The organism is Paenibacillus sp. S28, assembly GCF_016624415.1.
In the GTDB taxonomy this organism is placed as follows: Bacteria; Bacillota; Bacilli; order Paenibacillales; family Paenibacillaceae; genus Paenibacillus_AQ; species Paenibacillus_AQ favisporus.
Window position 1 is genome coordinate 63,465 of sequence record NZ_JACVTM010000002.1, and the last position, 13,496, is coordinate 76,960.

The following is a 13,496-nucleotide window of genomic DNA, read 5'->3' on the forward strand; positions in this document are numbered from 1 at the left end:
CGACATATTATGACTGCCCGGAAACCGTTCTATCCGAGCCAAACCCTGTATGAACAGGCTCCAAATTCCTGATTTGAATACAACAATTTCACTGGACATCATAAGCGAAATACTACACAAGACCAAGGTGGTGTAATCATGAAATCAATCTATTTGGACCATGCGGCCTCCACTCCGGTACATCCGGAAGTGGCGGAAGAAATGATGCGCGTCATGACCGGACAATACGGCAACGCCTCCAGCGTTCACGCATTCGGCCGTGCGGCCAAGCGCACCGTCAGCGGGGCAAGGGACCGGATCGCCAAGTTTCTCGGCTGCCTGCCCGATGAGATCGTCTTTACCGCCGGGGGCACGGAAAGCGACAACCTCGCTTTATTCGGCGCAGCCTCGATGCGCAGGTCTAAGGGGAACCACATCATTACGTCGTCCATCGAGCATCATGCTGTGCTTCACGCCTGCGAAGAGCTGGAGAAGGAAGGTTTTCGTGTCACTTACCTGCCGGTAGACCACACCGGACGGGTTCGGCCCGAGGATCTGGAGGCGGCATTGTCGGAGGATACGATTCTGATCAGCATCATGTATGCGAACAACGAGGTAGGAACGATTCAGCCGATTGAAGAAATCGGGAGAATCGCCCGAAGCAGAGACATTCTTTTTCATGTGGACGCCGTTCAGGCTCTTGGAGCGCTGCCCATCAACTGCCATGAGCTTCCGGTCGACATGATGAGCTTTTCCGCGCACAAAATCAACGGACCCCAAGGTGTAGGAGCGCTGTACGTCCGCAAAGGACTGGTCATCGCACCGCGCCTTCACGGCGGACTCCAAGAGAAAAAGCGGCGCGCAGGAACGGAAAATATGGCCGGAATCGCCGGCTTCGGCAAAGCCGTGGAGATTGCTTCCCGCCAGATGGAGCAGCGAAGAGAGCATGATCTTCGTTTGCGCCAGGCCTTGATCAGCACGCTGGAGCAGGAGATCGGCAGGGACGCTTTTGTAATCAACGGCCATCAAGAGGAATGCCTTCCCCACATCGTGAACATCAGCTTCCCGCAGACAGATACGGAGACGCTTCTGATGAATCTCGACATGGAGGGCATCGCCGCGGCCAGCGGTTCGGCGTGCACTTCAGGTTCGCTGGAGCTGTCCCATGTGCTGGAGGCCATGCAGCTGCCTCAAAATGTTTTGCGTTCGGCGATTCGATTCAGCTTTGGTTTGGGTAATACTACTGAAGATATGGAGTACACAGCCCAAAAAATTGAAACCATTCTGCGTCGTCTTACGTAAGAAAGGTAGGGATTCTCCATGGATGGAGAGGGAGGGATGAGTGCTCCATACCGTTCGCGAGACAAATCGACCTGCGCGTGCCGCACTTTCATTGGCTGACTTCGGTGGTAACGTGAAGGGGTTCGTTTCAATTTTGAAGAGGGTAAGGTGGGATCCTGGCCATGAAATTCCAAGAGATGATCGGACTTGCCGTATTTGATGTGGAAGAAGGCAAGGAGATCGGCAAAATATACGATATTATCATCACCGAAGATTGGAAAATTCAAGGTCTTGAGCTGGAAGGCAAAGGGTTGTTCTCCAACACAGCGAAGACGGTGTCCTGGGAGGACGTCGTTGCTTATGGCGAAGATGCTGTGATGATTCGTAATAAACAGGCTGTTCGCAAGACGGATGCCGACGACATACAATACACCTATCTTTTGGGTAAAAATAAATTAAAGGATCTGGACGTGCTTACTGAGGACGGTACGATGCTCGGTAAAGTGACGGACGTTTATTTTGACCAGGAAATGGGAAATACAATATTAGGTCTCGAAATAAGCGACGGATTTGTTTCGGATTTGATCGAAGGGCGGAAATGGCTGCCTTGCACCACGGAAATGTCCATAGGGGAGAATGCGGTCATGGTTCCGCCTATGAGCGAACAGCGTTTGGAAAAAGCCATTAATTCTGTTAACGGATAGGTGATCAATGAATATGAGATGTCCTAACTGCAATTCCAAAGATATAGGAAAAATCGGTTCCCACCAATTTTACTGCTGGGGCTGCTTTATTGAACTGACGGTGAACGGGGAGAAAATGTCCGTATACCAGGTAGAAGAGGACGGTACGCTCAGCTCGCTGGACGATTTGTTCTTTGAGGAGATTCCTCAGGATTTTCCTCATCTGCACGCTTCCTCTTAAACAATATGCATGTACCGGTCAGAACATTTCCGCAGACCCTCGGGTCCTAACGAATATTTTTCTGATTTATGCTGCGTAAATGGAGCCGCCCCTTCCGCTAATTGTGGTTTGTCTTCACTTGGCCACGGCCCGCAAGGGGGATTCACCCGGCAGCTTCAATCCCTATTATTGGTTACATAGCACCCACAGCGGAAGAAGCATACACGGTCTTATTGCCGTCATCTTGGAAACCCGTACCCGTTTTTGCCTCCATGGCGGACGCCGGTATCCGGGTTTCTTTGCGTTTACCCATAGTTCTCCTCCTAAGGCCGCCAATAGGTTAAATTCGAATTTCGGGACATATACTAACTTGACAGCACGTCCGGAAGGAGGAGACAAGGGTGGATAAACTGACGGCTAATAAATGGTTCCGGGGGATGATTTGGGTCCTGCTCGGTCTGATTATTCTGTATTTCGTTTGGCTGCTGCGGCCGATGTTCATGAATATCTATCAATTTCTAAAAGCGATCCTGGCCCCCTTTGTCGTGGCGATGATCATTTCCTATGTGCTCAATCCGGTAGTAAGCATGCTGGCCGCGCGGAAAATGCCGAGGGGAATCGCCGTGCTGCTCATTTACGCCGTCTTTCTGACCTGCCTTGCGGTGATTCTGATCAATCTGATCCCGATGCTGATCGAGCAGATGGAGGAACTGAACGAGCATTTGCCGGAGATGACGATGCATGCCCAGAACATCATGAACAACCTGGATAATCGGGGGGTTCCGGTGGGGATTAAGGAGGGCGTGGATCAGTGGCTGCTGCAGTGGGAGGACCGGCTGGCCAAAGGCATTTCCAATTTCATGGACCATATCGGCAGTACCATTAACATCGTGCTGAACATTTTCATCATCCCGTTTTTGATTTTCTACATATTAAAGGACTTCGACGTTTTTGAGCGGGCGGTCGTATCGCTGCTGCCGCGCACCCGGCGCAAGGCTTCCGTCAGATTGCTGAAGGAGATCGATGAGGCGCTCGGGAATTATGTCCGCGGGCAGTTCCTGGTGTGTCTCATCGTCGGCATTCTGGCCTATATCGGATATATGATCGTCGGCATGCCGTATGCCCTGCTGATGGCGAGCATCGTTGCGGTATTCAACATCGTGCCCTACCTTGGCCCGTTCCTGGGTGCGGCGCCTGCGGTGGTCATGGCTTCGACGATATCCTGGAAAATGGTGCTGATGGTCATCATCGTGAACTGGCTGTGCCAGCTCCTGGAGAGTAACATCGTATCGCCCCAGGTCGTGGGGAAGAAGCTGCATTTGCACCCGATGCTGATTATTTTTGCCCTTTTGGTCGGCGGAGAGATTGCAGGGGTCGTCGGACTCATTCTGGCGGTGCCTTTATTCGCGGTGCTCAAGGTCATCATTCAGCACTTCTTTGCCTATTACGTCAAGCGGAAGACGACGTAGAGCGGTTTGACAAGCGTCCGCGCTTTCGGATATAATTCAAACAATACTATGCAAAAATGGACAAAACGGCGATGAAATGAAGTACGGCAGTTCCTCCTTGTTCAGAGAAGGGCTCCTTCACGGTGAGCGTGACGGCTGCAAGAGCCCCCAAGCGATACTGTCCGGAAAGCTGATTTCGGAGTGTGACAAATTCACCGGCTGGCCCCGTTAACGGCCTTAACAAGGCGATCGCCTGATCATTCAAGCTGGCAGCCGGCGTATGGCGCCCGGCAGTCGTTCAGGCGGTAACCAGGGTGGTACCGCGAATTCATTCGTCCCTGATCTGATCAGGGGCGTTTTTTACGTTTAACCGTCCATTTGCATGCAATTTACGAGAGAGCTGGAGGCTGTTTAATATGAAAGCAAGTGAAATTCGTTCCAAATGGCTTGAATTTTTCGCAAGCAAGGGACACCAGATCGAGCCGAGCGCTTCGCTCGTGCCGCATAACGATCCCTCCCTGCTGTGGATCAACGCGGGTATGGCCCCGCTGAAGCCGTATTTTGACGGACGTATCAGTCCCGAAAATCCCCGGCTCACGAACTCGCAGAAGTGTATCCGTACCAACGATATCGAAAATGTAGGCAAAACCCGCCGGCATCACACCTTCTTTGAAATGCTCGGCAACTTCTCCATCGGCGACTACTTCAAGGAAGAGGCCATTACATGGGCATGGGAATTTCTGACCAGCAAGGAATGGATCGGATTCGATCCGGAGCGCCTGTCGGTCACGGTATATCCGGAGGACGAAGAAGCCTTTAAGCTCTGGAACGAAAAGATCGGCCTGCCGGCCGAGCGGATCGTGAAGCTGGAGGATAACTTCTGGGACATCGGCGAAGGCCCTTGCGGTCCTTGTACGGAAATTTTCTATGACCGCGGCGAAGCCTATGGCGACCTGTCTGATCCGGAAATGTACCCGGGCGGGGAGAACGAACGCTTCCTGGAAGTGTGGAACCTCGTCTTCTCTCAGTTCAACCACAACAAGGATGGCTCTTACACGCCGCTTCCAAACAAGAACATCGATACCGGAGCGGGCCTGGAACGCTTTGCATCCATTTTGCAAAACGTCGACTCCAACTTCGACACCGACCTGTTCCAGCCGATCATTCAAAAAACGGCAGAGCTGGCCGGCGTTAAATACAATGCCAGCGTAGAGGGCGACGTCGCGCTGAAGGTCATTGCCGACCATGTGCGTACCGTTACGTTTGCGGTGGCCGACGGCGTACTTCCGTCAAATGAAGGACGCGGCTACATCATCCGCCGTTTGCTGCGCCGCGCCGTACGTTACGGCAAAGTGCTGGGTCTTGACCGTCCGTTTCTGTACAGCCTGGTGGAAACCGTTGGCGACATTATGGGCGTATACTACCCGAACGTGGTGGAGAAACGCGAATTCATCGAGAAGGTGATCTCTACGGAGGAAGAACGTTTCCATGAGACGCTGTCCGACGGCCTGGCGATCCTCGAGGAAATCAGCAAGCAGGCGCTGGAGCAGGGCACGAAGCAGATCGGCGGCAGCGATGCATTCAAGCTGTACGATACGTATGGTTTCCCGTTCGACCTGACGGAAGACTATGCGGCTGAGCATGGGCTGACCGTTGACCGCGAAGGCTTTGACGCAGCGATGCAGGAGCAGCGCGACCGCGCGCGTGCAGCCCGTCAGGAGAGCGGAGGCATGAAGGTTCAGGGCGGCGTCTTGTCCGATTATACGGTTAAAAGTGAATTTGTTGGATATAATGACACCGTAACCGAGTCGAAAATTGTGGCGATCATTGTCGATGACGCCATGGTGGACATCGCCGGGGAAGGACAGAGCGCCCAGGTGGTGCTTGACGTCACTCCGTTCTATGCTGAGAGCGGCGGCCAGGTCAGCGACCAGGGTCTGCTGCGCGGCGGATCGGTGACAGCCAGAGTGGAGGGCCTCTTCAAGGCACCGCACGGACAGCATGTGCACCAGGTGACGGTGGAAGCCGGGGAGCTCAAGGTCGGCGAGACCGTCAAGACGGAGGTCGATCATGACAAACGCAGAGACATCGAGAAGAACCATACGGCGACCCACCTCCTTCATAAAGCGCTGAAGGAAGTACTCGGCACCCACGTCAATCAGGCCGGATCGCTCGTTGAGCCGCAGCGCCTGCGCTTCGACTTCTCGCATTTCGGCAGCATTACGCCGGAAGAACTGGCGGATATCGAACGCCGCGTGAATGAACAAATTTGGAAGGGCACTAATGTAACAATTGAATATAAATCGCTGGATGAAGCCAAAGCGATGGGCGCCATGGCGCTGTTTGGCGAGAAGTACGGCAGCATCGTCCGCGTCGTGCAGGTCGGCGATTACAGCTTGGAGCTGTGCGGTGGATGCCACGTGAACAACACGTCCGAGATCGGAATCTTCAAGCTGGTCAGCGAAAGCGGCATCGGTTCGGGGGTACGCCGGATCGAGGCGGTAACCGGCCGTATGGCATACGAATTCCTGGAAGGCCAACTGTCTCTGCTGAAACAGTCCGCAGAGCTTCTTAAATCGAATCTGCACGACGTGCCGAGACGGATTGAAGCGCTGCACGGCCAGCTGAAAGAGCTGGGACGCGAGAACGAGTCGCTTCAGAGCAAGCTGAGCACGATCGAAGCCGGCCAGCTCACCGAACAGGTGAAGCAGGTGAACGGAAGAGAGTTGCTCGCTGTCCGCGTCAATGCGGGAAGCATGGACGGCCTGCGCTCGATTGCCGACGAACTGAAGGGCAAGCTCCCGAATGCCGTGCTGGTGCTCGGCGCAGCGATGGACGAGAAGGTGAACTTCGTCGTTTCCGTTCCACAGGAGCTCGTGAAGTCGGGGCTTCATGCAGGCAAGCTGGTGAAGGAGATCGCGGCAGTCTGCGGCGGCGGAGGCGGCGGACGTCCCGATATGGCCCAGGCCGGCGGCAAGGACGCCAGCAAGCTCGAAGACGCTTTGAAGCTGGCTGAACAATTGGTTGGATCTGGAATTTAGGCATATCATCTTTGCCTTCTGCATCCAATACATTGTAAAGCCTCCGGCGGCTATCCGGGACTTTGTAAAATTTTTGTTTTTTATTTCCGTGGAATTTCCTTCGGCGCGGCCCGGTATGGTATGATAGAAAAAGTAGGAAACCTTAAAGATTCAATTCGTCAAAACATGCATGGACATGTTTTTGAAGAAGCGAGGTGTCACAAATGGATTCCATGGATAAGACAGTCAAGTTTAACGTGAAGGGTGATGAGAAGGAGGCCTCCGCGAAGGATATCCTTCTGACGGTATACGACGCGCTGGTGGAGAAGGATTATAACCCGATCAACCAGATCGTCGGCTACCTGATATCCGGAGACCCCGCTTATATACCGCGCCAGAACAACGCGAGAAGCCTGGTTCGAAAAAAAGAGCGTGATGAGTTGATTGAAGAGCTGGTCCGGTTCTATCTAGCCAATCACCGATAGGAGAGCTTTATGAGAATTATGGGACTCGATTACGGGGACCGCAAAATCGGGGTGGCCGTGAGCGATATGTTCGGCTGGACCGCCCAAGGGCTTGAAGTGGTCGAACGCCGCCGCGACGGGGCGGAAATGCAGCGAATTGCGGATCTGGTCCGCGAGCAGGAAGTGGAAGAAATCGTGGTTGGCCTCCCGAAGAACATGAACGGCAGCATTGGTCCGCGCGGCGAAATCTGCATTGCGTTTGCAGACCAGCTGAGAGACATGCTGAACTTGCCGGTTCATCTGTGGGATGAGCGGTTGACGACGGTATCCGCCGAAAGGACGCTGCTTGAAGCGGATGTCAGCCGGAAGAAACGCAGGCAGGTCGTGGATAAAATGGCTGCCAGCTTGATTTTGCAAAACTATTTGGACTCTAAGAGTAAAAGGTGAGGGTGATACAAATGGCTAATGACCGTAATCGTATGGAAGAAGAAGAACCGGAAATTATTTATATTCCCGATGACGAAGGCAATGAAGAGGAGTTTGAAGTCATCATGAAATTCGAGGTCGACGGCTCGGACTCCAAGTATATGATGGTCGTTCCGCTTGACTCCGAGGATGATGACTCCGACGAGGTCTATGCCTTCCGCTATGAGGAGGACGGAGACGATCTGAAGCTGTATATGATCGAGGACGACGAAGAGTGGGAAATCGTCGAGGAAACGTTCAATACGCTGGTTGCCGAACTTGATGGAGGGAATGAACATGAATGATTTCTCTGCAGATCAGGCCGTATGGACTTCCAAACTGAAGGAAGCCTTTGGTCCAACTGTGGAACTGGAAGATGAGGACGGAGTCACTTCCGTCTACGATCTTACAGCTGAGTTTGAAATCAACGGTCAGAGCTATGCTGTGCTCCAAAAGCCAGGAGATCAAAGCGGAGAATTCGATATCCTGAAAGTGGTCTCCTCGCCTGAAGGAACTCTTGGGCTTGTCACCATAGATGATGACGATGAATGGGAAAATATCAGCGAGCTGTACGACGAAATGACCTTTCCTGAGGACAGCGAAGATTAATCGGGCACAAGGTTTGATCAAGTACCAAAATTGATAACTCCGGAGTCCCCGCAAAGACAGCGGAATGCGTGAAACGGAGCATTGCGCTGCTTTGTGGGGATTTTTTTGGTTATGGAGGGTTGGATCGGTTTGAAAGCTGCCAAAAAGGCTCTGGTAGTGCTGGTGATCGTCTTGGTGATCATTGCTGGCGGGGCCTATTACGTCTGGAACGGCATGCAGCCGGTGAAGGCTTCGCAGAATGCCGTCAAGTTCACCATTGAGCAGGGAATGGGAACTTCGCAAATTGCCGGGGTTCTTAAGCAAAGTGGACTCATTAAAAACGATATGTTCTTTAAAATCTACTTGAAATGGAAAAACCAGGGCTCCCGTTTTCAGGCGGGAACCTATGAGGTGAAGCCGGGGGTAACCTACGACCAGCTGATTGCCAAGCTGAACAGCGGCGAAGTGGTGAAGGCGGAAATGATCCGCATTACGATTCCGGAAGGCTATACGCTGGAGCAGATCGCAAAGACGGTGGGAGAAGCAAGCCAGAGTGATCCGGCGGCGTTCGTAAAGCTGGCGGATACCGGCGGTCAGACGGACGTACCGGCCTTTAAGGAGATCCCTGCGGATACTTCGTTAAAGCATAAGGCGGAGGGGTACCTGTTCCCGGACACGTACGAATTTAAAAAAGGGACTGGGCAGGAAGAGATCCTGACCCGAATGCTGGAGCAAATGCAGAGCAAGCTCGATCAGATCCCTGATCTGGAGCAGAATCTGAAGGCTCATGGCCTTACATTGCACGAGATGCTGACGGTGGCTTCGCTCGTCGAACGGGAGGTTGTGGTCGACAAGGAGCGTCCGCTTGTTGCGGGTGTCATCTACAACCGCCTGCACAAGGAGATGAAGCTGGAAATCGACGCTACGGTGCAGTACGCTTTGAAGGAGCCGAAGGAACGGCTGCTGTATAAGGACCTGAAGGTGGACAGTCCATATAACACGTATTTGCATCCGGGGCTCCCGCCAGGACCAATCTGCAGTCCGAGCATCGCTTCGATCAAAGCCGCATTATCGCCGGAAGCTTCCGATTATTTGTATTACGTGACCAAGAAGGACGGCTCGCATGAGCATTTATTTGCGAAGACGTACCAGGAGCATTTGAACAACATCAAGAAAAGCAACAGCAATGCGAAGCAGTAGCTGCGGGGCAAGTATCGCCCAGAATCCATTTGCCGCTGCGAGCACCAAAGCACCTCAGACTCTGCCGGAGACACACGCTTCCGCCGGGTCCGGGGTGCTTTTTAAGTACAGTAGTTTCTCCTGGGAATCGTTCAAAATGTTAAAATTCGTTTGGGGAGAGGGTGGCATGAATATGACTAGACAAGTGATACCGTGGACTAGCGGCCGCTGGTCGACGGAACCGGCTGCTTGTGAAGAGAAGGACGGGGAGCTGATCGTTGAAGCGTGCCAGGGCAGTGATTATTGGCAAACGACCATGTACGGTTTTGAACGGGACAACGGCCACTCGCTTCTGCTGCCATGGGATGGGGAAGAAGCGGTAGAGATAACCTTTCGTTTGACCGCCTTCGATCATTTGTATGACCAGGCAGGTCTGATGTTATGGAGCCATGGGCAGCAGTGGATCAAAGCCGGAATCGAGATGAATGATGGCGTCCCTCATCTCGGAGCGGTCGTGACCCACGGCTATTCGGATTGGTCGCTTGCGCCCGTTCCGGAGTGGATGGAGAAGATCGTGACGATCCGGGCGTCCCGTCTGAAAGATGCGGTTATTATCAGAGCACGAACGCAAGGGGAAGGCTGGAGAACCGTCCGCGTATGCCGGCTTACTCCGGATGAATGGCAAGCGGGACCGTATTTGTGCGCGCCGACAAGTGCTGGGCTCAAAGTGGCTTTTACCCGATGGGCAACGGCCCAGCCGGATGCGGATGTGCATGAACAGCCGCCGGAGTCGCAATGAAGGCCATGCCTGACGGCTGAGCTTGCTCCTGCTCCTTCACCGGAACAGTCGACTTCATCGGCGAAAAAGGCTGCAGACTCTTGTCCGAACCCGGACGGAGGCTGCAGCCTTTTGGTGGTTGAATTCAAATCGGTTGTTTCTTGGAGCCGGGCCGTATCAAACAGCCGCCAGCGTTATGCCTGCAAATCCAAAGGGACTGGAGTGAGCCGTTCGATGGACAGCATGTCCCGGATCGTTTCCATTTCAAGGTAGCTGGTGATGATATGGTCCGCCTGGGACAAATCCTGCCGGCCGGATCCGGGGTTAAGGTACCCGATGCAGCGCATGCCTGCGCTCTTTGCGGCCTTGACCCCATTGCAAGAGTCCTCGATAACCAGGCATGATGAGGGCTCGGCTCCCAGCAGCTCGGCGGCCTGCAGAAAAATATCGGGTGCCGGTTTGCCGGACTTCACCTCTTCCCCGGAAAGCCGCACGCTGAAAAAGGCTCCAAGTCCGGTACGTTCCATGATGAGCCGGATCAGGGACGGAGGCGAGGAAGAAGCTACCGCAAGCGGCACCTGACGGCTGCGCAGCCAATCCAGCCATGGCGTTACGTGGGGAATCGGCTGCAGTTCGGGGTGTGCTGCCATGATGTCCAGCACGTTGTTCTGATGATAGGCGAGCACTTCTTCCAGCGGGAAGGAGAGCTTATGCTTCTCCAGCACCTGCCTCCACATGGACTCCAGCGTTACCCCCACGTAGCCGTGATGCTCCTCTTCCGTTACGGGAGCGCCGAAGTGGGCGAAAGAGCTGCGCTCAATCTCAAAATAGATCGGTTCGCTGTTTACGAGCACGCCGTCCATATCAAAAATAACGGCCTTTACCGGCGGGGCCTGCCATTCCTGCTTCTGCAATGTCATACGCTTAACGCTCCTTTGTCGTTATTTTTCGTGCCTAAACGGCTTCAGACCGATTGCAGAATGACCTTGATCGCCTGGGACGAAGGGCTCAGCGAACGCCCGTCCAGATCACAGCCCAGGGCTTGGAAGGCTTCCCGGTATTGGGCCAAGGGATAGGTGTGGGTTATGATTTTTTGCGCGGGAATAATTTGGCGCTCGATCATGTAATGGGCGGTGGAAAAGGTGCCCAGGGAATCGATCGAGCCGATGATTTTGAGGCTCCGGTCGACGACCTCTTTGGGATTAAAGGTGCTGACGCCGTCTCTTAAGCCGACAAGCATGAGGTAACCGCCGTTTGCCAGGCTTGGAAGCACCTGCGTTCCGACCACGCCCGTCGTATCGACGATAAGATCCACCTGTCCGCCACCGGATGAAGCCTCCGCTACCGCCGTTTCGAACGAATCGTAAGTTCTCCAGCGTTCCGGGGCGATACTCCCGGCGATGGCGAGCCTTTCTTTGGAGATGTCCACAATGCTTCCCGTTACGCCTTTGGAAGCCAGGGCATAGCTGTACAGAATGCCGATGGGCCCGGCGCCGAGGACGACCGTGCGAAAATTCGGCAGGAGCCGGATTTGGTTGATTCCTGTCAGGATGCAGCTTAGCGGCTCCGTTAAAGTGGCCTCCTCGTAGCTGACATGATCTTTTAATGGATATAAAAAGCGGTCTTCGGTGACGTAATAATCGGTAAAGGTTCCGTTGGCGCTGACCCCGGTTTCCGTCACAGACTTATGGACGCAGTGATTTTGCCGGCCAGTTCGGCACATCTCACAGTGCCCGCAGTAATAAGTCGGGTCGATCACGACCCGGTCGCCTGGCTTCAGCGTGGTGACTCCCCTGCCGACGCTAACGACATCTCCTGCCGATTCGTGGCCCAGGATGACGGAAGATACCGCATGATATTTGCCGCTCACAATGCCCAGATCAGTCCCGCACACGCCGGTGGCGCGAATCCGGACGAGAACCTGATGCTCCTCTGTAATGGACGGCTCCGGCCGTTCCTCAAGCGTTACGTCCCATGCCGATTTGTATACCAATGCCTGCATCACGTATTACCTCCTTGGATATGGATATTTGACTTTTGCGAACATTAGCACCGTTAACCGACGCTGGCCAGAACCGCGTCCAGTCTTTCCACGATTGTTACGATCTCATCCGTCGTTACGGTCAGGGACGGTCTGACCTTCACCACGTTTCCGAATCCGTATCTGGACCCGCGGAGGATCAGATGCTGATCGGCAAAGGCGCGATCGATTACCGCGTTGGTCTTGGCGACATCCGGTGCTCCGTCCTCGTCCACGATCTCCAAACCCCACATCAGCCCGACTCCGCGTGCTTCGCCGATGCAGTTGTATTTGGTCTCAAGCTCATGCAGCAGGTCGCCGAGGATTTCGCCTTTCAGTTTGACTTCATCCAAAAATCCAGGCTCGGATACGACCTCCAGGGTGGACTTGGCTGCCGTAACCGATATCAGATTGCTGCCCGAGGTGAAGGAGTGCTCGTGCTTCTCCAGCACGTCCAGGCGGGATTGCATCAGCACGGCCGCCACCGGAACGCCGATACCGCCCAAGCCTTTGGCAAGGGTGATCATATCCGGCTGAATGTCGAACCGTTCGCTGGCGAACATGTAACCGGTCCGCCCGATTCCGGTCTGAACCTCGTCGGCGATCAGAAGCAGCCCGTGTTCGTCGCAGAGCTTGCGCAGCAGCTTGAAATATCCTTCAGGTGGAACGATATTCCCTCCGTTACCGAGGATCGGCTCGATGATGATGCAGGCGACTGATCCGGAGCTTGCGTATTCGAGGTGGTCATGGATCGATTCGATGCATTGAAAACCGCAGTTCGGGCGGGAGGCGTTAAAGGGACAGCGGTAGCAGTAAGGAGCGGGAACGTGTACGCTGTTCGCGGCAGTCGAGTTGGGGAAGTGCTTGCGCCGGAATGCGTTGCCGGAGATGGCGGTGGCAAACTGGGTTTGGCCGTGATGGGACAGAAACAAGCTGATGATGTCGGTGGCCTGCGTATATTTTTGCGCAATCTTGGTCGCGCATTCGTTGGCCGTGGAGCCGGTAATATCCCGCATCCAGCCGGTATCGATCCCATTCGGGGCGTGCTCGGTCAATTGGTCCAGCACTTCGTTCACATACGGTTCGGTAAAAGTGGAGGACATGTGAGTCAGGCGTCCCACCTGCTCCTGAACCTTTTCCACAACATGCGGGTGGTTGTAGCCGAGCGAAAGATTGAACGTCCCGGACACGCCGTCCAAATACTCCGTGCCTGCATCATCGACCAACGTAATCCCTTTTCCAAACTTGAAACGGTTTGTGGTTAAGGTTTGCATCCGTCTTCCCTCCAAAGGTTCATTTTCATTTCGGTAATACGTTGTTAGAAGAATGTCATATTTTTGTATCGACACCGAATTTCCCAAAAAGGGGCCA

14 protein-coding genes are annotated in these 13,496 nt (G+C 54.0%); 11 read left to right on the plus strand and 3 right to left on the minus strand.

What is annotated here, in order from left to right; translation table 11 throughout:
- The first annotated feature begins 138 nt into the window (after positions 1–138).
- The 11 genes from IAE55_RS04715 (at position 139) to IAE55_RS04765 (ending at position 10,126) form a co-directional block, all read left to right on the plus strand.
- Positions 139–1,281 carry a cysteine desulfurase family protein gene (locus IAE55_RS04715; protein ID WP_116229385.1) on the plus strand — a complete coding sequence of 381 codons (1,143 nt, stop codon included), beginning with the start codon at positions 139–141 and terminating at the stop codon, positions 1,279–1,281.
- A 161-nt stretch (positions 1,282–1,442) separates the two neighbouring features.
- Complete coding sequence (locus IAE55_RS04720) at positions 1,443–1,964, plus strand: PRC-barrel domain-containing protein (protein WP_076169640.1); 522 nt, start codon at positions 1,443–1,445, stop codon at positions 1,962–1,964.
- A 13-nt stretch (positions 1,965–1,977) separates the two neighbouring features.
- On the plus strand, positions 1,978–2,184 hold the full coding sequence (locus tag IAE55_RS04725; protein ID WP_076169641.1) for a hypothetical protein: 207 nt from the start codon (positions 1,978–1,980) through the stop codon (positions 2,182–2,184).
- Positions 2,185–2,600: 416 nt separating this feature from the next.
- Positions 2,601–3,632, plus strand: coding sequence for an AI-2E family transporter (locus tag IAE55_RS04730; RefSeq protein ID WP_234489360.1), 1,032 nt, complete (start codon positions 2,601–2,603; stop codon positions 3,630–3,632).
- Between the two features lie 395 nt (positions 3,633–4,027).
- A complete protein-coding gene (gene alaS, locus IAE55_RS04735) occupies positions 4,028–6,652 on the plus strand; it encodes an alanine--tRNA ligase (RefSeq protein ID WP_200631230.1) in 2,625 nt (874 codons plus the stop codon).
- Between the two features lie 203 nt (positions 6,653–6,855).
- Positions 6,856–7,116: an IreB family regulatory phosphoprotein gene (locus IAE55_RS04740; RefSeq protein ID WP_076169644.1), complete on the plus strand. Its 261-nt coding sequence runs from the start codon at positions 6,856–6,858 to the stop codon at positions 7,114–7,116.
- 9 nt (positions 7,117–7,125) lie between these two features.
- Complete coding sequence (gene ruvX / locus IAE55_RS04745) at positions 7,126–7,542, plus strand: Holliday junction resolvase RuvX (protein WP_076169645.1); 417 nt, start codon at positions 7,126–7,128, stop codon at positions 7,540–7,542.
- Positions 7,543–7,553: 11 nt separating this feature from the next.
- A complete protein-coding gene (locus IAE55_RS04750) occupies positions 7,554–7,865 on the plus strand; it encodes a DUF1292 domain-containing protein (protein WP_076169646.1) in 312 nt (103 codons plus the stop codon).
- Positions 7,858–8,169, plus strand: a complete 312-nt coding sequence (locus IAE55_RS04755) for a DUF1292 domain-containing protein (protein WP_116229388.1) — start codon at positions 7,858–7,860, stop codon at positions 8,167–8,169. Before IAE55_RS04750 ends, IAE55_RS04755 begins: the two co-directional genes overlap by 8 nt.
- A gap of 111 nt (positions 8,170–8,280) precedes the next feature.
- Positions 8,281–9,348, plus strand: a complete 1,068-nt coding sequence (gene mltG, locus IAE55_RS04760; RefSeq protein WP_200631231.1) for an endolytic transglycosylase MltG — start codon at positions 8,281–8,283, stop codon at positions 9,346–9,348.
- A 172-nt stretch (positions 9,349–9,520) separates the two neighbouring features.
- Positions 9,521–10,126: a DUF1349 domain-containing protein gene (locus IAE55_RS04765; protein WP_200631232.1), complete on the plus strand. Its 606-nt coding sequence runs from the start codon at positions 9,521–9,523 to the stop codon at positions 10,124–10,126.
- Between the two features lie 173 nt (positions 10,127–10,299).
- On the opposite strand, the gene IAE55_RS04770 is transcribed toward IAE55_RS04765, so the two are convergent.
- From IAE55_RS04770 to IAE55_RS04780, 3 genes are read right to left on the minus strand one after another with little or no spacing between them, the layout of a single operon-like run.
- Positions 10,300–11,025, minus strand: a complete 726-nt coding sequence (locus tag IAE55_RS04770) for an HAD family hydrolase (protein ID WP_200631233.1) — start codon at positions 11,023–11,025, stop codon at positions 10,300–10,302.
- Between the two features lie 44 nt (positions 11,026–11,069).
- Positions 11,070–12,107 (minus strand): zinc-dependent alcohol dehydrogenase, encoded by a 1,038-nt coding sequence (locus IAE55_RS04775; protein ID WP_200631235.1) that lies wholly within the window; start codon positions 12,105–12,107, stop codon positions 11,070–11,072.
- A gap of 53 nt (positions 12,108–12,160) precedes the next feature.
- Positions 12,161–13,399, minus strand: coding sequence for an aspartate aminotransferase family protein (locus IAE55_RS04780; RefSeq protein ID WP_200631236.1), 1,239 nt, complete (start codon positions 13,397–13,399; stop codon positions 12,161–12,163).
- Between the last annotated feature and the right edge of the window lie 97 nt (positions 13,400–13,496).

What these genes read in the sequence shown, in the direction of transcription:
- IAE55_RS04730 (WP_234489360.1), top strand. Translation starts at nt 2,601, where the DNA reads ATGATTTGGGTCCTGCTCGGTCTGATTATTCTGTATTTCGTTTGGCTG.
- IAE55_RS04750 (WP_076169646.1), top strand. Translation starts at nt 7,554, where the DNA reads ATGGCTAATGACCGTAATCGTATGGAAGAAGAAGAACCGGAAATTATT.
- ruvX (WP_076169645.1), top strand. Translation starts at nt 7,126, where the DNA reads ATGAGAATTATGGGACTCGATTACGGGGACCGCAAAATCGGGGTGGCC.
- IAE55_RS04720 (WP_076169640.1), top strand. Translation starts at nt 1,443, where the DNA reads ATGAAATTCCAAGAGATGATCGGACTTGCCGTATTTGATGTGGAAGAA.
- IAE55_RS04740 (WP_076169644.1), top strand. Translation starts at nt 6,856, where the DNA reads ATGGATTCCATGGATAAGACAGTCAAGTTTAACGTGAAGGGTGATGAG.
- IAE55_RS04780 (WP_200631236.1), bottom strand. Translation starts at nt 13,399, where the DNA reads ATGCAAACCTTAACCACAAACCGTTTCAAGTTTGGAAAAGGGATTACG.
- IAE55_RS04775 (WP_200631235.1), bottom strand. Translation starts at nt 12,107, where the DNA reads ATGCAGGCATTGGTATACAAATCGGCATGGGACGTAACGCTTGAGGAA.
- IAE55_RS04725 (WP_076169641.1), top strand. Translation starts at nt 1,978, where the DNA reads ATGAGATGTCCTAACTGCAATTCCAAAGATATAGGAAAAATCGGTTCC.
- IAE55_RS04770 (WP_200631233.1), bottom strand. Translation starts at nt 11,025, where the DNA reads ATGACATTGCAGAAGCAGGAATGGCAGGCCCCGCCGGTAAAGGCCGTT.
- mltG (WP_200631231.1), top strand. Translation starts at nt 8,281, where the DNA reads ATGGAGGGTTGGATCGGTTTGAAAGCTGCCAAAAAGGCTCTGGTAGTG.
- IAE55_RS04715 (WP_116229385.1), top strand. Translation starts at nt 139, where the DNA reads ATGAAATCAATCTATTTGGACCATGCGGCCTCCACTCCGGTACATCCG.
- IAE55_RS04765 (WP_200631232.1), top strand. Translation starts at nt 9,521, where the DNA reads ATGACTAGACAAGTGATACCGTGGACTAGCGGCCGCTGGTCGACGGAA.
- IAE55_RS04755 (WP_116229388.1), top strand. Translation starts at nt 7,858, where the DNA reads ATGAATGATTTCTCTGCAGATCAGGCCGTATGGACTTCCAAACTGAAG.
- alaS (WP_200631230.1), top strand. Translation starts at nt 4,028, where the DNA reads ATGAAAGCAAGTGAAATTCGTTCCAAATGGCTTGAATTTTTCGCAAGC.